Annotated in this window: 29 protein-coding genes and 1 pseudogene; 15 read left to right on the forward strand and 15 right to left on the reverse strand. The window is 58.7% G+C overall.

Annotated features, from left to right (window positions below):
* Positions 1-25: 25 nt before the first annotated feature.
* The 5 genes from RL_RS30625 to RL_RS30645 form a co-directional block, all read right to left on the reverse strand.
* The gene (locus RL_RS30625; RefSeq protein WP_011654924.1) at positions 26-1519 is read right to left on the reverse strand and encodes a tripartite tricarboxylate transporter permease; all 1494 of its coding nucleotides are present in this window, start codon (positions 1517-1519) and stop codon (positions 26-28) included.
* Positions 1520-1530: 11 nt separating this feature from the next.
* Positions 1531-2019, reverse strand: coding sequence for a tripartite tricarboxylate transporter TctB family protein (locus RL_RS30630; RefSeq protein ID WP_011654925.1), 489 nt, complete (start codon positions 2017-2019; stop codon positions 1531-1533).
* 23 nt (positions 2020-2042) lie between these two features.
* A complete protein-coding gene (locus tag RL_RS30635; protein WP_011654926.1) occupies positions 2043-2804 on the reverse strand; it encodes an SDR family NAD(P)-dependent oxidoreductase in 762 nt (253 codons plus the stop codon).
* A gap of 66 nt (positions 2805-2870) precedes the next feature.
* Entirely contained in the window at positions 2871-4352 is a 1482-nt protein-coding gene (locus RL_RS30640) for an aldehyde dehydrogenase (RefSeq protein ID WP_011654927.1), read from the reverse strand.
* Between the two features lie 141 nt (positions 4353-4493).
* Positions 4494-5474: a Bug family tripartite tricarboxylate transporter substrate binding protein gene (locus RL_RS30645; protein ID WP_011654928.1), complete on the reverse strand. Its 981-nt coding sequence runs from the start codon at positions 5472-5474 to the stop codon at positions 4494-4496.
* A 359-nt stretch (positions 5475-5833) separates the two neighbouring features.
* Here RL_RS30645 and RL_RS30650 point away from each other — a divergent pair, with 359 nt between their 5' ends.
* The 8 genes from RL_RS30650 (at position 5834) to RL_RS30680 (ending at position 12870) form a co-directional block, all read left to right on the forward strand.
* Entirely contained in the window at positions 5834-6610 is a 777-nt protein-coding gene (locus tag RL_RS30650) for an IclR family transcriptional regulator (RefSeq protein WP_041936962.1), read from the forward strand.
* 176 nt (positions 6611-6786) lie between these two features.
* Positions 6787-7542, forward strand: coding sequence for an SDR family NAD(P)-dependent oxidoreductase (locus tag RL_RS30655; RefSeq protein WP_011654930.1), 756 nt, complete (start codon positions 6787-6789; stop codon positions 7540-7542).
* A gap of 32 nt (positions 7543-7574) precedes the next feature.
* Positions 7575-8477, forward strand: coding sequence for an SMP-30/gluconolactonase/LRE family protein (locus RL_RS30660; protein ID WP_011654931.1), 903 nt, complete (start codon positions 7575-7577; stop codon positions 8475-8477).
* Positions 8478-8513: 36 nt separating this feature from the next.
* Entirely contained in the window at positions 8514-9929 is a 1416-nt protein-coding gene (locus tag RL_RS30665) for an MmgE/PrpD family protein (protein ID WP_011654932.1), read from the forward strand.
* Positions 9930-10013: 84 nt separating this feature from the next.
* Complete coding sequence (locus RL_RS30670) at positions 10014-11006, forward strand: Bug family tripartite tricarboxylate transporter substrate binding protein (RefSeq protein WP_011654933.1); 993 nt, start codon at positions 10014-10016, stop codon at positions 11004-11006.
* Between the two features lie 328 nt (positions 11007-11334).
* A complete protein-coding gene (locus tag RL_RS38580) occupies positions 11335-11445 on the forward strand; it encodes a hypothetical protein (RefSeq protein ID WP_233939089.1) in 111 nt (36 codons plus the stop codon).
* Between the two features lie 223 nt (positions 11446-11668).
* Positions 11669-12142 (forward strand): cytochrome P460 family protein, encoded by a 474-nt coding sequence (locus tag RL_RS30675; protein WP_011654935.1) that lies wholly within the window; start codon positions 11669-11671, stop codon positions 12140-12142.
* 26 nt (positions 12143-12168) lie between these two features.
* On the forward strand, positions 12169-12870 hold the full coding sequence (locus RL_RS30680) for a DUF4405 domain-containing protein (protein WP_041936881.1): 702 nt from the start codon (positions 12169-12171) through the stop codon (positions 12868-12870).
* 14 nt (positions 12871-12884) lie between these two features.
* On the opposite strand, the gene RL_RS30685 is transcribed toward RL_RS30680, so the two are convergent.
* The 3 genes from RL_RS30685 to RL_RS30695 form a co-directional block, all read right to left on the reverse strand.
* Positions 12885-13778, reverse strand: a complete 894-nt coding sequence (locus RL_RS30685; RefSeq protein WP_011654937.1) for a LysR family transcriptional regulator — start codon at positions 13776-13778, stop codon at positions 12885-12887.
* 85 nt (positions 13779-13863) lie between these two features.
* Entirely contained in the window at positions 13864-15288 is a 1425-nt protein-coding gene (locus tag RL_RS30690; protein WP_041936882.1) for an adenylate/guanylate cyclase domain-containing protein, read from the reverse strand.
* Positions 15289-15515: 227 nt separating this feature from the next.
* The gene (locus RL_RS30695; protein ID WP_011654939.1) at positions 15516-16742 is read right to left on the reverse strand and encodes a DUF3422 domain-containing protein; all 1227 of its coding nucleotides are present in this window, start codon (positions 16740-16742) and stop codon (positions 15516-15518) included.
* Positions 16743-17931: 1189 nt separating this feature from the next.
* Between RL_RS30695 and RL_RS30705 the strand changes: the two genes are divergently transcribed.
* Together RL_RS30705 and RL_RS30710 are read left to right on the forward strand one after the other, a co-directional pair.
* Entirely contained in the window at positions 17932-18246 is a 315-nt protein-coding gene (locus RL_RS30705) for an EamA family transporter (protein ID WP_011654943.1), read from the forward strand.
* Between the two features lie 148 nt (positions 18247-18394).
* A complete protein-coding gene (locus RL_RS30710; RefSeq protein WP_041936883.1) occupies positions 18395-19144 on the forward strand; it encodes a sulfite exporter TauE/SafE family protein in 750 nt (249 codons plus the stop codon).
* A gap of 70 nt (positions 19145-19214) precedes the next feature.
* Here the strand turns inward: RL_RS30710 and RL_RS30715 are convergent, their stop codons facing one another.
* The 3 genes from RL_RS30715 to RL_RS39950 all read right to left on the reverse strand — a co-directional run bounded on the left by RL_RS30715 (position 19215) and on the right by RL_RS39950 (position 21375).
* Positions 19215-20495: a type II toxin-antitoxin system HipA family toxin gene (locus tag RL_RS30715; protein WP_041936884.1), complete on the reverse strand. Its 1281-nt coding sequence runs from the start codon at positions 20493-20495 to the stop codon at positions 19215-19217.
* The gene (locus RL_RS30720) at positions 20485-20823 is read right to left on the reverse strand and encodes a helix-turn-helix transcriptional regulator (RefSeq protein WP_011654946.1); all 339 of its coding nucleotides are present in this window, start codon (positions 20821-20823) and stop codon (positions 20485-20487) included. Before RL_RS30720 ends, RL_RS30715 begins: the two co-directional genes overlap by 11 nt.
* A gap of 339 nt (positions 20824-21162) precedes the next feature.
* The gene (locus RL_RS39950; RefSeq protein ID WP_156925179.1) at positions 21163-21375 is read right to left on the reverse strand and encodes a hypothetical protein; all 213 of its coding nucleotides are present in this window, start codon (positions 21373-21375) and stop codon (positions 21163-21165) included.
* 635 nt (positions 21376-22010) lie between these two features.
* Here RL_RS39950 and RL_RS30735 point away from each other — a divergent pair.
* Positions 22011-22271: a DUF982 domain-containing protein gene (locus tag RL_RS30735; RefSeq protein ID WP_003548612.1), complete on the forward strand. Its 261-nt coding sequence runs from the start codon at positions 22011-22013 to the stop codon at positions 22269-22271.
* 274 nt (positions 22272-22545) lie between these two features.
* On the opposite strand, the gene RL_RS30740 is transcribed toward RL_RS30735, so the two are convergent.
* From RL_RS30740 to RL_RS30755, 4 genes are read right to left on the reverse strand one after another with little or no spacing between them, the layout of a single operon-like run.
* A complete protein-coding gene (locus RL_RS30740; RefSeq protein ID WP_041936964.1) occupies positions 22546-22773 on the reverse strand; it encodes a hypothetical protein in 228 nt (75 codons plus the stop codon).
* A gap of 23 nt (positions 22774-22796) precedes the next feature.
* Positions 22797-23111, reverse strand: a complete 315-nt coding sequence (locus RL_RS30745; protein WP_011654948.1) for a hypothetical protein — start codon at positions 23109-23111, stop codon at positions 22797-22799.
* A gap of 14 nt (positions 23112-23125) precedes the next feature.
* On the reverse strand, positions 23126-23344 hold the full coding sequence (locus RL_RS30750) for a hypothetical protein (RefSeq protein WP_041936887.1): 219 nt from the start codon (positions 23342-23344) through the stop codon (positions 23126-23128).
* Positions 23344-23757, reverse strand: coding sequence for a hypothetical protein (locus tag RL_RS30755; protein WP_011654949.1), 414 nt, complete (start codon positions 23755-23757; stop codon positions 23344-23346). Before RL_RS30755 ends, RL_RS30750 begins: the two co-directional genes overlap by 1 nt.
* Positions 23758-23890: 133 nt before the next feature.
* Here RL_RS30755 and RL_RS39490 point away from each other — a divergent pair.
* From RL_RS39490 to RL_RS40895, 4 genes and pseudogenes are all read left to right on the forward strand, one after another.
* Positions 23891-24007, forward strand: a pseudogene (locus tag RL_RS39490) (ATP-dependent DNA ligase); the annotation flags it as partial.
* A 304-nt stretch (positions 24008-24311) separates the two neighbouring features.
* Positions 24312-25022 carry a hypothetical protein gene (locus tag RL_RS30765; RefSeq protein WP_041936889.1) on the forward strand — a complete coding sequence of 237 codons (711 nt, stop codon included), beginning with the start codon at positions 24312-24314 and terminating at the stop codon, positions 25020-25022.
* A complete protein-coding gene (locus RL_RS30770) occupies positions 25022-25696 on the forward strand; it encodes an RES family NAD+ phosphorylase (protein ID WP_011654951.1) in 675 nt (224 codons plus the stop codon). The genes RL_RS30765 and RL_RS30770 overlap by 1 nt, the downstream gene beginning before the upstream one ends.
* Positions 25697-25770: 74 nt before the next feature.
* A complete protein-coding gene (locus RL_RS40895; protein ID WP_041936890.1) occupies positions 25771-25968 on the forward strand; it encodes a hypothetical protein in 198 nt (65 codons plus the stop codon).
* Positions 25969-26002 lie beyond the last annotated feature (34 nt).

Here is a 26002-nt window from a genome sequence, read left to right on the forward strand (position 1 = left end):
TCTGATTGATCGAGGGTAAGTGTTGCTACTCTTCGAGCGCTTGATCCTTCTTCCGGCGGATCGAAGGAAGAAGCATTGCGCCGAGAGCGAGGGCCGCGATCGCGAGGAGCACGGCGCTGACAGGACGCTCTACGAAGACCCAAGCGCTGCCGCGGGATACGACCATGGCCCGCCTCAGATACTCTTCCAGCATCGGTCCCAACACGAAGCCGATCAGCAGAGGTGCTGGCTCGAGCGCGAGCTTGAAGAACAGGTATCCCAGAAAGCCGAACAGGACCGTCTCGAACACATTGAACGGCGAATAGTTTACCGAGTAGACGCCGATGGCGCAGAACACGAGGATCGCCGGATACAGGTACTTGTATGGAAGCCTCAGGAGCGACACCCACATCCCGATCAATGGCAGATTGATCACGAGCAACATCAGGTTCCCGATCCACATGCTGACAATCAGACCCCAGAACAAAGCGGGCTGGGCCTGGATCACGCCAGGTCCGGGCTGAATACCGTGGATCATCAGGCCGCCGATCATGAGAGCCATGACTGCATTTGCCGGGATGCCGAGGGTGAGCATCGGAATGAACGAGGTCTGCGAAGCAGCGTTGTTCGCGCTTTCAGGGCCGGCGACACCCTCGATTGCTCCGGTGCCGAACTCGTGGCCGTATTTCGAGACCTTCCTCTCGAGCATGTATGAGGCAAAGGTTGACAGTGCCAATCCGCCACCGGGGAGGATGCCAAGAATTGATCCCACGATAGTGCCGCGGATCACCGACGGCGTTGCCCGCTTGAACTCTTCCTTGGTCAGCATCAAGCTTCCCACCTTGGCGACCGTCCCGCTCCGGTTTTCCGGGTGTTCAAGATTGCGGATGATTTCGGCGACACCGAATATCCCCATTGCCACGGCTACGAAGTCGATGCCCTCGAAAAGTTCGAAGAAGCCGAACGAGAACCGGACCTGGCCGCTCTGGACGTCTGTGCCGACGAGGCCGAGCGCCACCCCGAGCACGAGCATGGCGATCGACTTGAAGATGCTACCTTGGGCGAGCACTGTTGCGATGATCAGGCCAAGGAGGATAAGTGAGAAATACTCTGCCGGGCCAAAAGAGAGCGCGAGGTCCGTCAGTAGGGGGCCGGAAGCGGCGACTACCAGCGTTGCCACGGTTCCAGCGAAAAACGATCCTATCGCCGCTGTGGCCAAGGCCGCGCCGGCTCGGCCACGTTTCGCCATCTTGTGACCCTCCAGTGTCGTCACGACAGCCGTGACTTCGCCGGGCAGGTTCAAGAGGATCGCCGAAGTGGACCCGCCGTACTGAGCGCCGTAGTAGATGCCGGAAAGCATGATCAGCGCTGTAATCGGGTCCAACGCGAAGGTCAGCGGGAGAAGAAGGGCGATGGTCGCGAGCGGACCGATACCGGGAAGGACCCCAATTGCCGTTCCGATCATGCAACCGATGAAGGCGAAGCCGAGATTGTGAAAAGTCATCGCGACCGAAAGGCCGAGGGCGAGGTTCTCGATCATGGCTGTCTCGCTCAGAACTGGGTGAGGGCGGGAGGCAGGAACGACACGTTCAAGCCAAGTCCGAGAGTGAATACTGCCCAACAGATCGCAACGAGCGCCACAGTCAGGCCGGCGATCCCCCGGATGGTCTGCTGCCTGTCAGCGAGGCCACTGATCACGACGACGACGGCGACCGAGACGGCCATCCCGACACGCTCGATCAGGACGCCGAATGCCGCCATCGCGCCAAGGATCAGGACCATCTCCCTCCAAGCCCAACTCTCCAGGGGATCGTGCTCGCCTTTGATGCCGAGAATGGCGACCGCTGCGCCGAGCAGGCCCAGCAAACCGAAGACAAGCATCGGCATGTAGCCGGCCCCCATTTGGGCGGCCGAACCGATTTCGTAGTCCTGATTATAGTAGAGCCCGGCTAGAGCGACGGCGACCAGGAACACCCCGGCCGTCACATCTTTCGCTCCCAGCGGACGGCGTGGAGACGGAGCTGGTTGATCGTTTTGCATTTGAGTGTTCCCCGGTTTTGTTTTCAGTGGAAGGAACGGCCGCCATCGACCGCTAGCGCTGCGCCCGTGACGTAGGAGGATTCCGATGACGTAAGGAACAGAAGCGCTCGCGCAATTTCTTCTGGGTCGGCCAACCGCTTGAGCGCGTAGTTGCCCACATTGGCGCGGTAGCCATCCGCCATTGGCGTGTCCACCATACCGGGTGCGATGCTGTTGACCCTGATCTTCGGCGCGAGTTCCGCAGCAAGCGCGCGGGTCAGGTTTACCACGCCGCCCTTGGATGCCGCGTAGGCCGTGTGGCCGGGTGCGTTCGGCAGAAGTCCCTGAGCCGAGGCGATGTTCACGATCGTTGAGTGCTCGTGCAACTGCAGGAACGGAATGCAGCAGCGCGCGACGATGTATGTGCCGGTCAGATTGACTTCGATGATCCGACGCCAATCGTCGGCCGGCACCTCGGTAGCAAGCCCCTTGGACATGATACCTGCCGCATTGATCAGTCCATCGATGCCACCCATCTCGGACGCGGCCTTTTCGACGGCCCGTGCAACGTCAGGTTCATTTGTGATATCGACGCTGCAGAAGCCGGCAGCAATCTCCTCGGCGACCTTTTGAACCGCGCCGGTGTTTCGGTCGAAGAGAGTGACTTTCGCGCCTTCCGCCGCAAAGAGCGCGGCTGTGGTGCGGCCGATACCCGAGGCAGCTCCCGTGACAATAATCCTTCGGCCGGCCAGTCTTACGGATAGGCCTGTGGTATGTACCGAGGTTGAAAGGGGTGATGCGCTCATTGCGGTTTACTTTCTTGTATTAAATTCGCTTGGTGCAGTCTGCGCCTCGCGCGTGGAAAGGGACCATCACCGCATGATGAAGGGATTGGTTGGGCCTTCGGTCGCCGTGGACAGGAAGACGCTCTTGGTCTCGAGATATTCGTTGATCGCCTCGATCCCGCTCTCTCGCCCAAGGCCGGATTTCTTGGTTCCGCCGAACGGCATCATGAAGCTGTAGGCACGGTAGGTATTCACCCAGACGGTTCCTACCTTGAGGGCCTTCGTCATGCGCATCGCGCGGCCGATGTTCTGCGTCCACACGCCAGCGACGAGGCCATAGGCGATGTCGTTGCCGATTCTTGTGGCATCTTCTTCGGTATCGAACTCGATGATGGACAGGACCGGGCCGAAGACCTCCTCCTGTGCGATCCTCATGTCGTTGGTGACGTCGGAGAAGATGGTCGGCTCCACGAACTGGCCAGCACTCAGGTCCGCACCGGTGGCTCTGCTGCCGCCGAGGATGCATCGCGCGCCGTCTTTGCGGGCGATCTCTATGTAATCCAGGACTTTTTGAAACTGCGGAGGTGTCGAAATCGGACCGACGTTGGTGTTCGGGTCCATCGGATCGCCCATCCTGATGTACCGAGCGAGATCCACGAGTTTGGTCGTGAAAACGTCCTTGATCGACTTCTGGACCAATAGGCGGGAGCCGGCCGTGCACATCTGTCCAGCTGCACCGAAGATCCCGGACACGACGCCCGCCGCAGCCAGGTCGAGATCAGCGTCTTCGAATACGATGTTGGGTGACTTGCCGCCCAGCTCAAGCGCGACTCGCTTCATCTGCTTGGCAGCGGTCTCGTAGATTTTTGCTCCGGTCAAATCGGAGCCCGTGAAGGTTATCATCGCGACATCGGGATGTTCGACAAGTGCCGCGCCTGCATCATGTCCATAGCCCGTGACAACGTTGAACGCCCCGTCTGGCATCCCGGCTTCCTTGACGATCGCTGCAAGCTCCAGCGTGCTGGCCGAGGCGAATTCGGACGGCTTCACGACGACGGTGCAGCCGGCCGCCAGGGCAGGCGCGCATTTTACGGTGGCAAACCAGATCGGTGAATTCCAGGCGGTTAGGGCGGCTACCACGCCGATGGGTTCGCGCATCGTGAACGCCATGGTGTCTGGCTTCTCGACAGGTATCCATGCGCCTTCGATTTTGTCGGCGAGACCAGCGTAGTAGTACCAGCACTCGGCCACGCCGTTAAGCTGGCCACGGACTTCGGCGAGCAATTTGCCGTTGTCCCGAGCTTCGATCTCGGCAATCCGATCGGCATCCCGCGTGATGAGATCGCCGATTTTCCGCATGATCCTGCCGCGTGCAGTCGCTGTCAGCTTTGACCAGGGGCCGTTGTCGAGCGCTTCGCGGGCCGCCTTTACCGCGCGGTCCACGTCTCCCCGCGTCGCTCGAGCCAATTCAGCCCACGGCTTGCCATGATAGGGGTCGAGAGTTTCGATATGCTCTCCGCGTTCTCCGTCGGTGAACTGCCCGTCAATGAAAAGTTGGTAGCTGCGCATCTTCACTCCTTGAATTCGTCTTGCTGGGCAGCGAATTGCGTTTCGCCGATGGGAGCCCGCAGCGAAAACGGGTCCCATCGGCGATTGCACAGCGGTCCGCACCCGTCGGCCGTTCATTTGCTGGCGGCCATTGCCGCTAGCTCAGTTGTTCAGTCGAATGTTGTTTTCCGTAATGACCTTGCGAAATTTGTCCTGCTCGGCCTTCAGGAAAGCCTTGAGTTCGTCGCCGGTCTTGATGTCGGTCTGGAAAGACAGCGGCGTGAAGCGCTCCTGGAACTTGGGGTCTTTGACGCCCTTCACGATCGCTGCGGAGAACTTCGTCACCACCTCGTCGGGAACCCCCTTTGGGGCGGCATAGCTGTACCAGACGCGCGCGTTGATCTGCGGGTAGCCGATCTCCGCCGTCGTTGGGACGTTGGGCATATTGGCGGTTCGGGCAGGAGACGTGACTGCCAAGACCCGTACGTTGGGATCATCCTTGAGCAACGCGGCCTCTCGAGCCGACGCGAAGATCATCTGGGTGAAGCCGCCTGCGAGAGCCTGAATGCCCTCGGGATTGTTCTTGTAGGAGACGTGGACGCCTTTGCCCCCGGCCTCCTTGAGGAACATCGTGGATGTCAGGTGACCCACGGTGCCTACGCCACCGCTGGCAAATGTCACGCCATCCGGTGACTTGGCCACAGCCATCAACTCGTCGATACTCGTGATTCCCGCCTTGGCTGAGACGATGAGCGCCAGTGGGTAACCGCCGATTTCGACAATCGGTACAAAGTCATCGAGGCCGTACTGGAGGTTATCTCTGAGGACGGTCTGAACCAGTCCGGCAGTGATCAGGCAGAGGATATTGTATCCGTCTGGCTTGGCTCCGGCGACAGCATTTCCTGCCACAGTAGTTGAGCCGCCTGCACGATTTTCGATAACAACAGGCTGTCCGAGTTCCTCGCTCGCTGTCTGCGCCAGGAAGCGGCTGAGCGTGTCGTCATCCCCGCCAGGCGCGTTCCCGATGTTGATGGTGATAGGTCGTACCGGCCACTCGGCTGCGCGGGCATCCGATACCCGCGTCAACAGTCCTGCTGAAATAGCTGCAGTCGTACCGAGCAAAACGTTTCGTCTCGTAATCATGGAATTCTCCCCCTGGTAAACATCCATGCCGCGATCAGCACCGCCCGACCTCCCGTCGGGCTCCAGCGCAAACTGCCGATAGTGGCCTGCGACGCGCTTAATCGAACCCGTCGAGCCGACTCTGTAAAGCCGAAAACCCGATCTACCGCCAAAGGTTATAAGCGTGTGTTATATGGTGGGGGCCGGGGTGACCGTGTCGAATCCCCCACCACGTCTGAGCTTTGCGGTCCTACGGGATGGTGTATTTTTGGGGTGGCGCGCTTGCCATTTAGACGCTTATCGTGAGCCGATGAAATCGCTATCTGATGGAATGTGGTTGAAACGCGCAGCTGATCGAGGATGAAGTGACAGTGACCGACATGTCCGCCGAAGACGAGAAATATCGTGCGCCGGCGCTCACGAAAGGCCTCGACATTTTGGAGCTACTGGCATCCGCCAGCGATGGGCTTACCCAGGTCGAGATCGGAAAGATGCTCGGCCGAACGACGTCCGAAATCTTCCGCATGCTTGTGGTGCTCAGCCAGCGGGGCTACGTCGAGCTTAGCGGAGATGACCGCTACCAGTTGACAACAAAGTTGTTCGAAGTCGCCCACCGCCATCCTCCGATCCGCCGGCTGACCGCGATTGCAGGCGACGCGATGCAGAAGCTGGCAAACCGGATCAACCAATCCATCCACCTGTGTATCCTGCAGGGTGGGCGGCTGTTGGTCGTCGCCCAGGTGGACTGCCCCGACAACAACCTGAACTCCGTTCGGCTCGGAGCGCAAATCCCGATTTTCGATTCGGCATCAGGCCGCGTGCTGGCTGCGTTCATGGATGACGCGGCTTTGGAGCACCTGCTCACTTTGGCCGGAACGGAAGCCGGAGAGCGCCGGGACAGGTTTCTGGCCGATCTTCCCGGGGTGCGCGATGTGGGTTATTGCGAGGGCCCGTCACTTACGCTCGCCGGTGTGACGAACTTGTCCGCACCTATTTTCGACTACACCGGCAAGGCTGTCGCCGCGATTACCACGCCATTCATACACCGGCTAAACAGCGCATCGCACGTGCCTGTGCCCGAGGCGCGTAACGCGCTCGTTGAGACCTGTCGGGACCTCTCGAAAAGGATGGGCGCGGGAGCAGCCGTCGACCGGTAGTCTTCCTCGAACAAGGCACTTTTGGAGGGCTCGGCAGATCGCCGGGCCCTTTTGTATTTGAAACTCTATTGCGCAAATAAAATGTTGACGGCGTCTTCAACATATGAAAGCCTATTTTATATACAAAATTATGCGAGCTTTCCCCGACAGGGGTTGGCCGCCGTGGAGGAGTAGGCATGCAGAGATTTGAGGGCAAAGTAGTCTTGGTGACGGGAGCGGGCAGCGGCATTGGCGCGGCTACCGTTAAGCGGCTGCATGCCGAAGGCGCGACCGTGATTGCCGTTGACGTCACGGAGGAGGGCGTCTCTAAGGTTGTCCAGGAGATCGGCGACCGGACGAGAGTGGAAGGTCTCGCACTGGATGTCTGCGACCATTCTGCGTCCATCGAGACGGTTGCGGATGTGCGCAAACGCCACGGGGCTCTACACGGCCTGGTCAATTGTGCTGGCATCAAGGGCGTCGGCAGCATCGTGGACGTCAAACCGGAGAGCTTCGGTCGCGTCATGGCGGTTAACCTCGAGGGCACGATCAACCTCTGCCAAGCCTTCGTGCAAGCGGTGAAAGACGATACCGGCGACCGCGCGATCGTGAACATCTCCTCTGGCGCGGGTGTGATGGGCGTTGCGAACAGGCTACCTTACGTGGCCTCCAAGTTCGCGGTGTCCGGCATCACGAAATCGATGTCGCCTGAACTCGGGCCGCTTGGCATTCGCGTGAACGCGGTAGCGCCGGGCATGACTAAAACACCGTTCACCGAATACATGCTGCAGGACCCGGCTGCCGTGGAGCGGGTCAATGCCAAGCATCCGATCGGCAGAATGGGAGAGCCCGAGGAAATTGCGGCTGTCATCGTCTTCCTTCTGACCAAGGATGCAAGCTTCATGACCGGCGCGATTGTCGCGGTCGACGGAGGCCAGACCGCTTGCCTTTGATCTGTTGGTGCTGACCAACGAGGGAGGATGCGTTGGCCGATATTCGACTTTTAGTGGACTGCAAAAACAATCTCGGCGAAGGCCCGGTTTGGGACGTCCGCGAACAGCGCTTGTACTGGGTGGACAGCACGGCAGGGGAGATATGGTCCTGCCGTGAAGACGGAAGCGACGTTCGCACTTTCTATGTGCCGACGTACATCGGTTCCATGGCCCTCCGTGAAAACGGAGGCGCTGTGCTGGCGCTGGCAAGCGGGTTCGCCCTCTACGAGTTCAATTCCCAGCGGATCGAGTACGTTGGAAATCCGCTGGCCGACCAACCCGACTACAGGTTCAACGACGGCAAGGTCGATCGACGAGGCAGGTTTTTCGCGGGGTGCATGGGCTACGACTTCCATCCGCTTGATGTGACCATACCCAGAAACCCCTCCGGGAACGGGTCGCTGTACCGCCTGGACCCCGACCTTCGCGTAACTCAGGTGGACACGGGGTTCATCTGCTTCAATGCACCGTGCTGGAGCCCGGACAGCCGGACGTTCTACTGCGGTGACTCCGAGCACAAGGCCATCTGGGCGTACAACTACGATCTTGAAACGGGTGTCGTCAGCGACAAGCGTCTCTTTGTATCCGACGCGGGCTACGCAAGCACGGTGGACGGCGCGACCGTCGACACCGACGGCTTCATTTGGAACGCAAAGGTCCTTGGGGGCCGGATCGTCCGATACAGGCCGGATGGGATCATCGACCGGGTAGTCGACGTGCCGGTGCGCAACGTGACGAGCATCATGTTCGGCGGCCCCGACCTGGACATTCTTTATTTCACCAGCATGGGACGCCCGATGCGCGGCATCCCGCCTAAGGAACACGGGGCCGGGGGCCTGTTCGCCATTCATGGTCTCGGGGTCAAAGGACTTCCCGAGACCCGGTTCGCCGGCTGACCGGCAACTTGAAATCAAAACGAGGATGACTTTGAAATGACCATCACTGCCGACCTTTCACAGGAGCTTGCCGAATTCGCGGCAAACACCAGGTTCGCCGATCTGCCGCCGGCAGCGGTCGAAGCCGCGAAGAAAAGTGTCCTGGATACGATCGGGGTGATGCTTGCTGCGAGTGGCATGGAACCTGCGGTCAGACCCATTGTCGAACTGGTGCAGGAGAGCGGCGGCAAGGGCGAGGCGACCATTCTGGGATACGGCGACCGCGTTCCGGCGGGTGCTGCGGCTTTCGCCAATGGCGCGCTCGCGCACGGCCTCGACTTTGACAGTCAGACGCCATGGGGAGCGCACGCCGACAGCTCGATCATTCCGACGGTGCTCGCATTGACGGAACTGCGCGAGGGTGTGACCGGGGAAGAACTGATTACCGCAGTCGCCATCGGCCAGGAGATTTTTATTCGCCTTCGCTGCAATGTCGGCTGGCATATGGACTGGAACCTCTCGACTGTCGTCGGCTGCTTCTCGGCGACCGCGGCGGGCGGCTCGATCTTCAAGCTCGACCCGACACAGCTCGCCAATGCGCTCGGGATCGCCAGCCTGCAGTCCAGCGGCACGATGGAGCAGATTTTCGGGCTCGGGAGCGACCTCAGAGGCATGTATGCCGGGTTCAGCTCACAAGCCAGCGTGAACGCCGTCAGGCTTGCGGCACGGGGAATGACCGGCATACGCAATCTGTTTGAGGGCGAAGCCGGCGTCTTCAAGGTCTATTTCAAGGGCGAATACGATCGCGAAAAGATGGTCGCCAACCTTGGCAAGGAATTCCTCAGTGGAGGGATGACCTACAAATATTGGCCGGCCGTCGGGAACGCTCATACCTACATTCACGCGGCAATCGAGTTGATGAAGGAAAACAGCGTCGACTTGGATCAGGTTGCAGAGGTGAAAGTCTATGTCGGCGACTTCCAGCAGAGGATGTGTTCCCCACTGGCGGAGCGGCAGGTTCCGAACACGCTTGTCGACGCGAAGTTCAGCCTTCCTTTCCTTGTCGCCCTTGCACTGGTGAAGGGGCAGATGGACGTCGGGGACTTCACGAGCGAAGCGCTGAAAGACCAAACTGTTCTCGCGTTGGCACGGAAAGTCGTTCCGGTGCCGGACAGCAGCTATAACTGGACCTCAAAACTGCCCGACGGAAAGATCGAAGTGGTTCTCGGAGACGGGACCCATGTCTCCCGTCTGGGGTCGAGAGTGCCGGGTTCGGTCGAATTGCCGATGACCTGGGAGGAACTCTTCCAGAAGTTTGGTTCGTGCGCGCGAGCCGCAGTCTCGCCGCTGTCGACCGACAGGATTGCCGAACTTTGCAACTCGCTGAAGGCGCTCGAAAGCATTCCTGACGTCAGGGAGATCGTCGCGGCTGCCGTTTCCAACATCGATGTCGCACACCGAAAGTCCGCATAGCCCGCGACACGGGTTTCTCCCGGGGGCGGCGGACACGTCCCCGGATGTCGAAACAGCCATGTATCTCAATGGGAGGAGAGTAGCATGCCAAGCTTTGAAATTACACGACGCCGGTTCTTGATGACCGGAGCAGCAACGGCCGCAACCCTTGCTGTGTCGGGCCCAGCATGGGCCGCTTATCCAGACAAACCCGTCAAGTGGATCGTCGGCTTTCCACCGGGTGGCGCTACGGACACCGTCGCTCGCCTGGTTGGCCATCCGATGTCAGAAGCGCTGGGGAAGCCGATCGTCGTCGACAATCGCCCAGGTGCGGGCAGCTCCGTTGGGGCGGCGGCATTGGCCAGCTCCCCCGCGGACGGCTATACCGTGGGAAGCGCCGATAATGGGACGCTGATCATCAATCCGGTGGTCTATCCCAAAATCCAGTACGACCCTGACCGCGACTTCAGGCCAGTGGGCATGTACGCCGGCATCAACCTGTTGCTTTGCGTTCCCAGCAGCTCGCCGATCAAAACGGCCGCGGAATACCTGGAAAAGGCAAAGGGCGCGCCGGAGCCGCTTCTCTACGCCAGCCCCGGTATCGGGACGCCGCTGCACCTTGCGATGGAGCGTCTTGCCCGCGACGCGAACGTGCATCTCAAACACGTTGCGTATAAGGGCATGGCCCCCGCGCTGAACGACGTCTTGGCCGGTATCGTTGACAGTATCGTGATCGATTACACGACGGCCAATTCTCAGATCAAGGATGGGAAAATCCGGGCGATTGCGGTTTTCTCTGAAAGACGTCTCACGGTACTTCCGGATGTTCCGACGATGGCTGAGCAGGGCGTGCCGGGCTTCTCCGCAGGGGCGTGGCACTCGCTGATCGTGCCTAAGGCCACGCCAGACGACGTGGTCGCAACTTTGTCCGAGGCACTTCGCAAGGCGTTGCAGGACCCGTTGGTGAAGACCCGGTACGCTGAGCTGGGCCTTGATATGCCTCCAAGCGATCCCGAAAGCATGTCTCGTCGATGGGAGAGCGACAAAGCCACCTGGCAACCCCTGATCCGTTCGTTGAACATCAAGCTCGACGGCTGACCTTTGAATGGCGTGTCGGGCAATGCCGCGGACACGCCAACTGTCTTTATTCCACTTGGACTTCGAACGAATGCGATATGCATCCCGCGGCGCTTGCCAGCTAACGGTCATTTCAGGAAGAGGATCGTATGGAGGTAGGATCGCTTGAAGCCCCTGTCCATTATCGACAGCGACAGCGACTGCACGGAAAGCGGGCTGTGGTGACAGGTGCAGCGTCGGGAATTGGGCGCGCGATTGCGTTGCGGTTCGCGGTGGCGTTACCGCCGGGTTGGACGCCGATCCCGACTCGACGGTCATGCAGCGAATTCGGCAAGCGCCTGCCGGCAGGATGGCAAAAGCATCTGGGATCGCGAACGTTGCAATCTTCCTCGCCGGCGATGAGGCGAGTTTTGTCCACGGGTCAGTTTATACGGCGGACGGCGGCTGGCTTATTCGATGAGCGTTCGAAAGTAATCTGTTCGCTCTCCGTCTCCCGCGAGCTGTCCGAAATCATCTGCCGATTGATGAAATAACCTCATAACGTCAAACGGTTGCGGGCTCTGATCCTGGCCTGTTGTCTTTGCTATCTGTTGTCTGACCGTCTCCGGATCGCACCGGAGCAAGCGGTATTGACGTCTTGATCTCGTTCGGTGGGGAGGACCGACAACGAAAGGATTTATTGAATGCCACGTAAGACCTTTGCGGGCTTGGCCTGTGCTGTCGCCGTCGGTTCAGTTGTTTTCGCGGCAGGCTATTTTTCTGGCCCCGCCATCAATGAAATCACGCCAGCTACCGCAGCGGAAAACGCCGTCACATTTCCCCCTTTGGACCAGCTTGTGCACTATACGACGGTGCGGCGTGGCGTGACGCGTGAACACATGCTCACAAACCCTGAGGCTCTCGCCGCGATTAAGGCTGGTCAGCCAGTAGCAGCAGGGACGCACATGGTTCTGGTCGACTACCAGAGTGACGTGCTGCACCGCTACCTCGTCGCGCAGAAGATGGGCGTAGGCTCTTCGGACTGGGCTTACCAATGGTTCTGGCCTGACAAGTCCATCAAGGCCGACGAAAATGTAGCGCAGTGCTACTCGTGCCACCGCTCGCGCGAGGATCGCCAGTTCATGTTCACCTTCACAGACGCGCTTTCGTTTAAGTGATCACGCACAGAGGCGCTTTAATCCCCATGGTAAAAAGCTTCCTTTTGCTGCGAGTGATGCTGCCGTCGCTGATGCTCGTGTTGTTGCTTTTCTCGCTCGCCTACTGGTGGCTGGATAACGTTCCCCATGAGGTCTTCGGCACCGTGCTCTTTGGCTTGCTCTGTTGGCACATCTACGTCAATCGGGCCTGGTTCAGGAACCTGACGCGTGGCAAGTACGACGCCAGGCGAGTGGTCCGCGTCGTCTTGCATATTAGCCTGATTGTGAACATGGCGGGTTTGCTGATCACGAGCGTGGTCATATCCAAGTCGGTCTTTGCCTGGCTGCCTATCCCGGGTTCCATCTACCTAAGAGAAATACATTGGTTCTCGGCCTATTGGGTCATGATCGTTACCGGTATCCACGTGGGGCTCCATTGGGAGCGTTTGCGGGCCAGCCTGCTGAACCTCTTGGGTCTCAGATCCGCGAACCCCGTACTGCGGGCCATATTTCTCGCGCTGGGGGCTGCCTTCCTTCTGCAAGGGCTCGCAAGCTTTCAGACCCTTGGTGTGTGGACGAAGCTGACGTTCAATTACAGTCTGGATTTCTGGGATTTTACTGCTTCCGTCGCACCGTTCTTCGGACACTGGCTCGCGGTTTTCACTGTGCCCGCGATTATCACCCATTCGCTCATGGCAATTTGGAGATGGGCGGGCCTAAGGAACTCGCCCTCTATCAGGGGAGCTTAGATGGACGATGGGCGTCAAGCTCGATGCCGCAATGCATCGAGCAATGCCGCGAATGCCGGAGAGGATTGGCGACGGCTTGGATAGTAGAGGTAGTAGCCGTCCCACGGGGGTGAAAACTCTTGAAGAACGTGCTCAAGCTTTCGCTCATTAACGAGAGGCTGCACGATCTCCAGCGGGATGTAAGCCATACCGAAGCCGTCAAGCGCAGCCTCAAGCGCGTTGAAAATGTTATTGAATGCGAGCTGCCCATCCACCCGTATCTTGATTTCCTGCCCGTTTTCCTCGAACTCCCAGACGTAGAGACCGCCCGAGCTTGGAAGCCGGAAGTTGATGCAGGTGTGCCCCACTAGGTCCTTTGGGTGCGACGGAATGCCATGCTCCTTGAAGTAGGAGGGCGAACCAACAACCGCCAAGCTGAAGTCCGGTCCGATCCGCGCGGAGATCATATCTTTCGCAAGATGCTCTCCCATACGAACGCCAGCATCGTATCGCTCGTTAACAATGTCCGTCAGGCCGTTGTCGAGGATTAGTTCGACCTTGATGTCGGGATACTGGGGCAGGAATTTCCTCAGCTTTGGCCAGAGGACATGGGTGATGGCATAGTCGGCTGCCGAAAGTCGGATGGTGCCAGCTGGTTTGTCACGAAGAGCACTCAAGGCCTCAACCTGGGCGTCGATCTCATCCAGATGAGGTCCGATGCCGTCGAGTAGCCGCTCTCCAGCCTCCGTGAGCGAAACGGCTCGAGTTGTGCGGGTCAGCAAGCGTACGCCGAGTCTGGCTTCAAGTTGTCTGATGGTGTGGCTGAGCGCCGACTGCGATACCCCGACTTTCGCTGCTGCCCGGGTAAAACTTCGCTCCCGTGCGACCAACGCAAACGCATTCAAATCACCTATAGACTCGCGAGCCATTCATGAAGCCTTCTCATATTGGAAAGAGGATTATACCCCGTTCTTTCTGAAAATCTCCACTGAACATTTCACGCATGCGTGATGGTCATGTTGTTGCCGCGCGACACCATACAGCAATTGGAGCAGTTCGGCCACGAACGCGACGCGAGGTGTCAGGGTACAGGCCGGGCATCACGTCTGTTGCGTCCACCCCGCGGGAGTTGACCGCCGACACGAGGTCGTTGCTCACCATCACATGGGAGGGCGTTCCCCTCGTAAGACGCTCAAGTCTGCTTGCGACATTAACTGTGTCGCCGAGCACCGTGTATTCCAGCCGGCGGGTGTGACCGGTGTTGCCGACAACGACTTCCCCATAGTGCAGGCCGATGCCGATCTGGATCGGCTCAAGACCTTCGGCCGTCCGTTCCTCGTTCCAGTTCTCGATCTCGCCGATCATTGCCTCCGCGCAAGCCAACGCCCGGACAGGATCGTCGTCTCGCGGCTCGGGAGTGCCGAAGTGAACCATGATCGAGTCACCGATATATTTGTCGACGGTGCCTCCATGTTGAAAGGTCACTTTCGCAAGACGGCTGTGAAACGCCCTAAGCAGCACCATGATCTCATTTGGCGAAGACTTTTCGGAGATCGCCGTGAAACCAACCATGTCTGCAAATAGGACGGCTGCGTGCTGGGTGTTGGACTGGTCGAGGTCGGAAAGATCGTTGGAAAGTGCGCCAACGATATTAGGTGAGAAGTATCTCGCCAAATTGGAGCGCTCCCTCTCGGCCGCTACCTGCTTTCTAACCAACTGCCGAGATCGCCAGACGGTCACGGTTAGCATCACTGTCACCAGAAAAATGAACAGGACCTGGTTGTACCAAATCGTGAGGCTGACGGTATTGCGATCGAGAAAGCTCGCGATCACGGCCTCTGACGACATGCCGGTATCAAGGGTCTTTCTCGAACTGGAAAGCACTGACGTTGGAAGTGTTGCGACCCACGCGAAGCCGATGCTCCAGGTCATTGCTGCCATTAAACCCGAAAGCAGCACCAGCCACGGCGAGTAGCTGAGGGCCATACTGACAAGGTAGATGCCGACGTAGAGGAAATTTGGCAGGCGCAGATTGATCTGGGGCGTCCAGTCGTCGACGTAGAACGGTGGAGGCACGATCAGTAGAAACGTCAGAACCGAGACATCGAGTAGGACAAACAGGGCTAGGATGATTTTCCGCTGGAGCCCGTGCTTCACAAGGAGGCGGGGTAGTGCGCCGAGAACGCCGAAGGCCAGCAGCGCGGAAAGATAGCCGCTTGAGCGCTCGAAGGGCAGGGTTAGAGCCCACAGAGAAAGGATGGCGAGGACCGTCGATCTACCCCAGAAGATGGTGGTGAGGCCGCGCAGCTCTTCGCGGCTCAGTTCGTCTTCGATGTATTGAGCCGTCGGCTCGCTGATCTGGAGAGTGGGGTTGACTTCATTCCGCCGTGGGGCCCACGCACGCGAAAGGGCGGCCAGCGTATTGCGAAATCTCGCCATGTGGAAGGGGGCTCCTCGATGATCGTTCGTGTGTCGCCGTAGTTCAGGGTTCAGATACAAAAGCGCGGGCATCCAGTAGTGGACGTTTGTCGGGGGTGACCGTCCGCCCCTTTTTTGGATCGTGACGACACGGATATAGGAACGACATAGCACCCGCATTAGGCGGGTTTTCCGCTAGTTGTTATTCGGTTGGCTCATGAATTGGCGGCACTGTTCGCGGGGTCAGGCTACTTGAGAGCGTGCCTCACCCGAAACACTGCCAGCGCGACTGCCGCGATCACGACTGGAATGGAAACCAGCATCGTGTAGGGCCCAAGGTGTAAGCCTGCATGATCCAGCGTCTCGGCGGTCATCTTCAGTAAGCTCAGCAAGTAGTAGCTAATCGCTATGATCGAAAACCCTTCCACTGCGCGCTGGATTTTCAGTTGGACGGCGGCGCGTTCTGCCATTGCGCGTATCTGGACCGTGTTCTGGTACTCGATTCCAACCTGGATACGGGTTTGAAGCAAGTCGAGAAGGTGCATCGTTGCGTGAGAGAGCTGTTCCAGCCGCAATGCTGTCGCCGAACACGTACGAACAGCCGGCTTGAACCTTCTCGCAACGAAGACGCCAAACCGCTGGAAGCCGGGGACATGGGATTCGCGCAGCTCAGCTATGCGTTCTTCAACGATGGTGGCGTAAGCCGCCGTCGCTCCGAAGCGATTTCGTGTCTCCGCGGTTGCGGAGATCACGTGTGCGGATAACGTAGAAATCTCGTCGAGAAGCTTCTCGTGCTCCTCCACTGGAGTGTTCAGATGACGGTTCGTGAGGTCGGTCAGCGTCTCATCGAAGCCCTTCAGCGCCGGCGCGAGGCGTCGAGCTTCCGGTAAGCCCAAAAGCGACATCGATCGATAGGTCTCGATTTCGCAGATCCGCCTAACCATTCGTCCCAGGCGATAGGCGTTAAGTTCGCCGTTGAACAATAGAATGCGGCTGCTCCCACCGGGTCCAACAAGGAAGTCCGAACAGACCTGCGCCGCGCCGCCGCCGATGGCAGATGCCGCCGTGTCGCCAAACCCGTACTGTTTGAGGACGGGAGAAATATCTTCAGGTGGGGCGTCAAGGACTAGAACGGATACCCTACAGATTAGTCGAAACGGCGGAGTCGAAACGTCAAAATCCCTCGGGAAATTAGTGTCTTGTGGCCATTCCTGCAGTGGCAACTTGAGCGGCGTGACCTTCGTGACTGTCGTGAATTCCGTGTGATGCTCGACTTGCACTCGTGTTCCATCGTTAGCAGATAGGCTCTTCGGCCGGACTTCGGCGATTCCCGGAATTTTCGTGGAAGCGGGCATCACGGCAACGTGCTCAACCAGCGAAGGCCCGCTGAAGTAAATTGAGGGACGGGCGTGTAGTTCAGCATTAAAATTCTTCGAAGCACTCACCTTCGTTCCCCCATGGGTGGTGGTCGTCAATCGCTTCCTTGAAAGTGGTCCAGCAACAGGTTTGGAACTTGTTGCTCAGCCGACGTTCGGCGGTCGTGTTGTGTTGGCACTTGCGGTTTGATCTCAGTCGCAGCGCGGACTGCCATGATCCCCAACGGCTTGTACCGCTCGACGAGATTGACGACTGTATGGTCTTTGCGATGTGTAGGGGGCACTTTTCCTCGCTTCACCGACAGTAGGTTGGGTCTGGAGTCGGGCTTGAACAGGCGGCCAACACGGTGGCTACCCCGATAGCCAATTCCGCTTGTCCGAGAGGGCGGAGAACCGCCCAGGCCCTCGAAGATCGGTCGGCGTCTATCGATATAGTTGATTGCCCACGGACGAGACATAGTGCTCAAGCCGCGGGTATAACCTGCGGCTATTGCCTGGTCCCACGACCCGTACCAGTCGGACGGCATGCGCCGAAAAGACAACAAGTGGTTGGCTTGTCACTCTGGCGGCGAGACCATGAGCGGGTGCGAAAAGACAGCCAACATGCAACCAGCGTTGCAATTCCAGTGCCAACCAATGGACCAACGACATCGGGCAACTTCATAGGTTGAATTACTTTGTCATTGATAAATCGCGAGACGTAGTCCGATCAGGTGGGCTCTCTCAGCATAACGATAGTTCTTTGCCGTCGTCCCCAGCCGCCGAAGGGCAGCGCTCTCGCTGAACACGTCCCAGAAAAAATACGCGAGAAGAACAACAACTGGGCAGAGCGTCCCGGCTCTGAAAAGACCATGCGGCTCGGAGCGTCTTCGTGCCGCCAATCCGGGAAATCTTCGCCGGCTTTGCCTTGAGCGAGGCTTCGTTGAGCTAGTCAGTAGGCGGTGGGAAAGGTACACATGCGGAGGAGCCCCTGCTCCTCCAACAAGGCGACTGACGTCATAATGTCCGATTTCACAAGCTACTCGGGCAGGATCTTCCGGGTACTGTCTCAGGTGCTTCACGGCTTATGTCCGGGGCAATTCGTGCAAGGCGTTTGGCATGTTTTGAAAGCCAGAGTGCTGGTTGAAGGACGCACTCGGAAAGCCCGCGCCTCGAAAGGCATCGAGCTGGGCGTAGAGTCGACTGATCGCCAATTAGGCCCTACGTCGATATCGAGGACGGAGGATAGTCACTGATGGACTGACGGGTCGCCCGGCGTTAGACAAAACGCATCAGCAGGAGTTTATCGATGCGTGTTGCCGCCATCCTCTTCATAGCCGTTTGCCTATTCCTGGCGGGGGCGACCGCTTCGCGCGCATATGTGAGCAACTCGAACCTTTGGGTGCTCGCCACCGCGCTTGTTCTCTACACATTAGGCAATCTTTCGATGATCGCTCTCATGCGGACAAGTGGGCTTTCCCTTGCTATTTCGTTGTCGTCGGTTGCGCAGCTCATCGCCATCAACGCGATCGCCGTTTTGGTTTTCGACGAGCGGCTCGGCTGGCATCAGGGGGTTGGCGTCCTCCTCGGAATAGCATCGGTTACGCTCATGGTGATCGGATGAATGGCTCTCACTTGCGTTTCCTTGACGACGGCGGATCGTGGTCGTGGGGCGGACTCTTCTGGATGCACAACGTCGTGCGGCGATGTGACCGCGGTATTGGACAAGAGGCTCGGCCGGACTCAGGCTTGGGTGCCAAGGCGACCTGAACATGGACGATATCATGCTTCTTTTCCTTGCTGGCCTGTTGGCAGGCAGCATGAATGCGTTGGCGGGCGGCGGGTCGTTCGTATCCCTGCCTGCGCTGATATCGGTCGGAGTGCCGTCGGTAGCCGCAAACGCGACAAGCACCTTAGCCTTGTTTCCCGGCGGTATGGCGAGCTCGTGGGTCTATCGTGACGGGGTTAGGAGTGTGTGCGGCGTCAATGTGATGCCCATTGCTATCGTGACGGTGACGGGTGGTGTGGCCGGAAGCATTCTATTGCTGCTAACCCCATCGAGGATTTTCGATGGTATCCTGCCATGGCTTTTGCTGGTGGCGACATTGATGCTCGCTGCAGGTCCGAGGCTCAGCGCCCAGTTGCAGACGCAGGCACGTCCGAGTGTTCTGGCGTTCGCAACGGTTCAGTTCTTTCTCGGTCTTTATGGCGGCTATTTTGGCGGCGCGGTGGGTCTCATGATGCTTGCGGCGTGGAGCGCGCTCGGGGGCGGGGACATCAAGAGCCTGAATCCGACAAGAATGGTGATGGTAACCGCTGCCAACGCGGTCGCCGTCGTCGTCTTCGTACTTGCCGGGGCAATCGTATGGCAGGAGTGCATTCCCATGACCATCGGAGCCGTTATCGGCGGATGGATCGGAGCGCATATTGGACGTCGTCTGCCATCATCGGTCGTCCGGTTGCTAACCCTCGCGGTCGCCTTTTTGACGACCGCGGTGTTCTTTTCGCGAGCTTACCTTTGAACGGAGGTCCGGCACCGCTGAGGCTCTCAGTCAATATCCAATTGAAGGAGCCGCGATCCGGGCTGCTCGATCACTCAACTAGCGCCCGCAACGCGGCGGGCGCGCCCTCGAAGGCGTAGGGATTGAGGAACTGGCGTCGCCAGAACAGTTTCTTGTCTACAGGTGAAAGCCGGGCTTCCGTGCACGTGGCATCCCAATGATCGCGGATGGTGGCGATTTGCCGGGCGGCAATGGCCTCGGCATCCCCGGCCGATAACAGGAATACGGGTGCAGCTTCAATGCAGAGAGCTATTTGGCTTACGCGCTGCTCCTCAACGACAAGCATGGCCTGCGTTGCCTCCCTGCCATTCCGCGCCTGCGGGCAGATGTCAAAAGCGGGAGTCAGCACAAGGCGTTGACCGTTCCAGAATGCAGCGTGGTTGCGGGCGTGGTCGTCCGTATTGCCGCACAGGATATTGAAGACCAGCCGGGCGTAGAGTTCGCGCAAGGTCGCTTTGGGTGCGTCGAACCGGTGACGGATAATCGAGGCCAGCTCTTCGTAGCTGGCATAGCGCGCCATCATTTCATCAAGGCCCTGCAGCGTCAGTGCAGAGACCATGGCCCGGCGATGCCACCCGCCAGCCACCTTGTCGCGGTCGAACCGGCGGATGAGCAGGACTTCCTTGGTTCCCGCCTTCTCCATGCGAACCGGTGCCGCATTGATACCGGCCAGGGCTGCAAGTCGCATAGCGATGAATTCGGCTTTGACGACGCTGTAGACGTCGCTCTGTGAGGAGAATTTGACAATATACTTAGAATCGCCCTCCTCGATCATGGCTTTGGGTCGTGCGCCCCCAATGGAGCTGCCGTGCATTAACGCAACGTCCAGATCGGCCGGGAGGGGTACGCCCTCTTCGACGTGGCGCGCCGCGTCGGCAAGAAGGGCGAGCGACGCCGTGGTGGCCTGACGGGCCACGTACTTCGTCGCTGACCTCTGAAAATCGAGCGCCCCGATGCGATCCGAGCCGGACTCCAGCAGGTAGGTCAGTTCGTCAAGATCGGCGGGATCGATCTCATTGCCCTTTCGGCCCAGCTGACGGTTGATGATGACGCGGCGGCCCCAGGCATCGGGCGCGGCATCCCGCAATGAGCTGGGCATGGAAAGCCCTGCAGGCAACGGTAATGCCCCGGCCTGGAGGGGCAGCTCAGGCTCGTAAAGGGAAATAGCGTCGTTGCGGCCCAGATAGCTGCGGCCGTAGTTGAAGATCAACTGGCTGCCGCTACGCTCAAGACGACCGGCGACGACTGGCTCAGTGCTTCCGGGTAGCCATACCCAGACGAAAGCTTCGTTGTTCTCAGCCTTAGAAGTCATCCTTCACCTGCCTGGAGGACGGGCGAACGGACTTCGGAAGAAGCGCAAGCGTCGCGTTGTTTGCCGATATCGCTGTTGCAAGCGTTGCATGGTCGGCGTTGAACAGGCGCACCCCCACAATGGCGGCCACCTCGAAGAAGGCTCCGATGGCGCAGGCAGGGTCGCCCTTTTCGATCCGCTGCAACAGGCCGCGGGAGATGCCGGCGCGGTCCGCCAGCTCCTGCGTGGTGAGTTTGCGCTCGATCCGGGCGCGCCTGATTAACTGGCTGAACGCTAGCAGGGCGTCTCGGCTATAATGTGAGTAAGCGCGTGATACGGGCTTGGGCATGAAATCACCATTGATCCATTAATGAACCACAAAATGTCTTTGTGGCCTATTTATAGATCATAGTGTCTTGAATATTTGCCTAATAGTCAAACCAAAAAAGCCAGTTCGGGCTATTAATAGACCATAACGCCGTTTTACGGCCTATTTATAAGCCACTCCTGTTTATAAGTATTGAGTTGATTATTACGAGTAGGGTCCCGTCCCGAGGGGATGAAGCCGTTGTGGTCATCCCAGTTCGCAGGCTGGATGGCGGGCGATTTAGCATGGACCAGCAATTATCAAGCGGATCTGCCCAAGGACGGGAGCTCACTCCCATCAGAAAGAAAACGTCGCATGATCTCAGTCAGCAGCATGCACTTGAACGCCGCGGCACAGCAGTCCCCAAGTCGGGCTCCGTTGGGCCTCCTGGGCGTGAGCTTGCGTCATCGGATCGTCGCCGTCGTCTGGCTCGGGGCCATCAGGCGGCGGCGTCTCCCCAGGATCTCGCTCAGGTTCGGGATTGCCGATCGGCGGCGCTGGCGGCGGAACGATAGGCTCGTTCGGTACGGACATGATTTCCTCCCTGCTGACCGGGAAAACTCGCGTGTCCTTCCGATTATTCAAGAGGCGGTGCCGTGAACGAGATGCTTTTCTCGAGCAGCGAACTGATCGCCGCCGACGGTCTCGGGCCATGGCCGACTCTTTGATCAGGAAGGGCAAGGGTAGAAACATCAAAAAAGCCTGCGCTCTTGCGGAGAGACGAACAAGACGATCCGAGGATCCTGCAAGCAATATGGTATCGGCGGCTCCATGCCTGGCTCGCCGATCGAGATATCAGTGCCGGTTTTGATGATGGTGAAACGTGGCGACGTAGCAGCGCTGGTGCTGGTCCGCCAGGCAATCGCAGTCATTCTGGGATGAAGCATCGATGATGTCGGCGTTCCGGAATAATTCGCGGCATTCGACTTCCTCGCGAACATGTCGGCGGCCTTGGTGGCATCAGCATGGCGGGTAATGAGGCTGGCGAGCGTTTCCCTGCCACCAGGTGCCCAAGCTGACGCTGGCGATGCTGAGGCGACTGAAGCGCCTTTAAGAAATGGTCTCCTTTTCATGATGCGGCCTGCGAAACGAGCTTCGGCATGCCAGCGAAGATTATGGAACAGTTCTTGCACGGTTACTAATATATTTACCGTGGGAGACCTAAAGTCATGAAATGGCACACATCCGCAGAGTTTGCCCCTCTGATGCTCGTCGTAAGCGGGTCGGAAAAATACAAGCTTGTCGCGACCCTTTTTCAGGCTGCCGAGATGCTGACGGCCAGTTGGCCGATCGACGATGGAGAAGAATATCTCATAGCGATCAGGGCATGCCGAAATGCAATTCATGGGGAAATTCCGGCTCAGGACGCGCGAGCAGCGCTTATCCGTGCCGCCGACGAAGCTGGCATTTCGGTGATCACCGTTCACTGAGTTTCCGCCGCCGGTGAAATGCGGGCTGCTTCGTGACACGGCCCTCTCGTTCCGCCGCATGCGCAGGTCCATGCCGCTGAACATCATTTTCAGGCCGCGCTCGGCCAGCAGTTCCTTAGCCTCTCTCTGGCGACAAGTGCCAGCTTCCGTTCCTTCTTGCACCTCGCGTGCGATCCTATCTCCGGCGTGTCGATGCCAGAGACGAAGGGAACACCTTCCCCCAGCAACCGCATGTTCTGCCCGTTGCATTTCACCGTGTCGCCGTCGCCGACGGTTAAAGACGCGCAGATGATCCGCCCAGCAATCGTTGAACGATATCTCCACGCTCGGCCGCCGCTAGCTTCCGCCTGAGTGCCTGTTCCTGCTCGTATGATTTGTATGGGAAATGCTCGAAGCACCACCAGCGGGTCGCCACGGCCGGGGAGGGGCTGTTGCCCCAGCCGCCCCACTCCTCACATTCCTTTTCTTCGCAATAGTGGACATACATTTGCGGCGCTTCCATCAGCGGCCGTCTGTCGGTGTCGCTCATCTTTCCTCCTGGAGTTGCCAGCCCGCTTTCGGGATCGGCCACCCCTTTTTGGTCGCACGGAAATCAGCCTCGGCTTCGGCCTTCTTCTTGGCTTCCACGACGCCGGTTGCCCAGACGGTGATGCGCAGGCGTCCGGCCTTGAACACGAAGCGCCGTTCGGTCGTTTGCTTGCCTGCTGTGTAACCTCCTCGAAAACAAGCGCGCGCAGCAGACAGACCGATGCTATCCCTGAAAGACTGCGGTTGTGACCACCACCAATCCCTGAAAGCCGCTTCGAAAGACACGGTCTTTGGTTTGGGATGGTCAAGCATGAGCTTCGCGTCCATCAGTCTCGATCGTAGCCCGGTCGCCAGCCGCGCGTCATGCCACGGCTCATGGCGCCTTCGGTCAGCGCAAGCTGCCGGCGGAGGTGACGGACATCCTCGAGGAGCGTGCCGATCGCTGCTCGCGCGTCTGCATCGTGATAGGCGAGGACAGCTTCGATATCCCGCTCGGCAGGCAGCCCATCAGCCGGCAACGCTTCTTCCACAACAGGTGCGAGCATCACAAATCTCCTCGCTCCTGCAGAATGGCAAGGTAGTGGTCGAGCGCCAATTCGAAGTCCGGTGCGGATCGAAATCTAATCGGGTCGGTCCAAACGTCCCGCAAAACCGGTTGCTTCAGACCATCGTCATCCACCCATCCAACGACATCGGTCTCCGTGCTTGCGACACCTACCGCCTCGCCAGCCATGGGATCGAGCACGATCTCGATAAGTGCTCGCTTGAGCGTATCGGGATCGAGTAGATGGACGACGAAGAACCGAACTTCCTTACTACCCGCAACCGCTTTCACGAGCGCGGGGATAGCCCTTTCTTTGCTGATCTCGTGCTCTTGGCCACGATAAAAATCAGCATCCTCAAGAAGGTCGCTATACCAGCGTAGGGGCACAGCTTCGCTGATCGGCTGCTCTCGCATATCCGTTCTCCATATATTATTCTCAGATTGGCGGCCGCCCTCGCCGATGTTCTTATTATGTTCGCATCGGGAGACGAGTCAATAATCAATCTGGGTCAATTGCTTTTTTAGGCGCCGCTGATGTCATGGTGCGATGACAAAGCCGCCACGCAAGTCTTCGAAGCCGTTGCTGCACGAAAGCGATGCGCCCGTCCGCGGCCGGCCCCGTCGGCGCCGCGATCCCGCCCAGCCCAATCTCCCCTTGGATCCCAGGAAGCGGGCCGAGATCGACACCGTTATCGAGGAGCTGCGGGTCCAGATCGTATCGCTGGAAAGGCAGCAGGCCGCGTTCGACATGGTCATCCAGGCCTACGGACCGGACCGGCCGCGGCCGAACGGTGCGCGCGAGGCGAACGGCTCGCAGAATGCGAGTGCGATGAGACTCGCAATGTCGCGATATATTTGCTATATGAAGGAAAATAGGTATCAAGAATAGGACAACCCTGATGGTTGCGACACCTTTGCGCCACTCTGAGAATCGAAGGAAGCCGCATGAACCGCGAGTGGACAGGCACATGCTCTATACGTCTCGCGACATTACTGTATCCGCTCTGACGGCAGGTTCGATTCATGTTAACGTCTCGATCGATGCCGATCCAGCCGACATCGACAAATGGCGTGCGATAGTCGAATCCGATGTGGCGATCACGGCACAGGCCAAGCCTAAGCAGATCCGGGAAAAGGTGCCACGTGCCCTTCGAGAAGCCATGGAAGCAGCCTTTGTCGATGTGTTCAGCAACCGTTTCTCCGGTGAAATCGGCAAGGTGGTCGACGCTTATCGGGTCATGCTTCGCGAAAGCCTGGCGAAAGGCACAGACTCCGAATTGCAAAAAGCGCTCAACCGCGCGCGGCTGCAGGAAAAGATTCTCGCCAGCACCTCGATGGTCGATCAGCCGCAAGCATGCGAGTTGCTCGGCCTGTCGGGAACGAATCCTTCCGCAACGATGAAGCGCAAGGAGGAAAAGCGAGAAATCCTGCGCTTCACGATCGACGGCCGTGTCTCTTACCCGTTGTTTCAGTTCGACGTCGAGGGACGCCGCATCTTTCCGACTATGGCAAAATTGATTGCGCTGAAACCAGAGACATGGAGCGATTTTCGCCTGCTACACTGGCTGACGCGGCCGCATCTCGATTTCGAGACCGCACCTGCCGAAAAACTTGGTGCGGAAGACGCAGAAGTGATTGAGGCATTCAAACGCGAGGTCGTGCCCGCGGAGCATGGTTGATGCGCTTCGATCTGACGATTCCCGATCCGTCCACGATGCGGGTCGGGAAGGAAGCCTATGTCCCGCTCGACAAGGGCACAGAACTGCATCGCATTCATCCTTTGGTGTTCAAGGCTGAGCAGTTCAATCCCACGGCTGCAGGCGATGCCCGTTTTTCGCCCATTCACGATGTGAGTGGGGCCATCATTCCGACTATCTACGCGGCGCAGACATTCGAGTGCGCCTCTTGCGAGATCATCCTGCGTTGCCCCGATACGCTGCCCATCGATCCGAAGACAGGGCTGCCGACCTTCCAGATCGTCTTTCCCGCCGATTTCAAGGCTTACGGTCACAGCATCGTCAGAACTACGGCGGCCCTCAATCTCGTTGACCTCACCAATACCGGACAGCGCAAGATCGGCGTCAACCAGAATGCCCTCCTGGCCGGGCCGCGAAGCACGTATCCTGCGACGCGAGCCTGGGCGGAGAGCATCCATGCGACCTGTCCAAAAGCTCAGGGCATCTATTACAGCTCGGCCCAATTTGGCCCGGACTTTGCCATCGTGGTATTCGGCGATCGTGTGCCAGCCGGCGTTCTTGACCCAGTCTCGAGCCGACCCGTGGCGGAGGCTGCCTGCGATGCTGATATTCGTTCCTTGGCGAGTAGCCTGTCGATTGAGTATCAGGACGTTTAGGGCGATGTGGCAGTTGCTCCCTTATTGCGGAGATTTTCCGCCTATGACACCTTTGTACCAATAGACCCTATTGCATGTTCCAACGCATGATCGCTGCCAACGTCAACGTCAACGTCAACGTCAACGTCAACAGCAACCTGGAACGGCGGATGGCAGTGCAACCGGCGGCGTCCCCTCGGAAGGGCCCGATGCTGACCATCAGCTGGTTCGATGGCCCGCATTTCGGAACGCTCGATCTTGATCTGCTTTGGCTTTGGCGATCCGGGCGCTGAGCCGGCCAAGGAGCGAATATTTTCCGTCGGCTCT

The organism is Rhizobium johnstonii 3841 (genome assembly GCF_000009265.1).
Lineage (GTDB): Bacteria > Pseudomonadota > Alphaproteobacteria > Rhizobiales > Rhizobiaceae > Rhizobium > Rhizobium acaciae.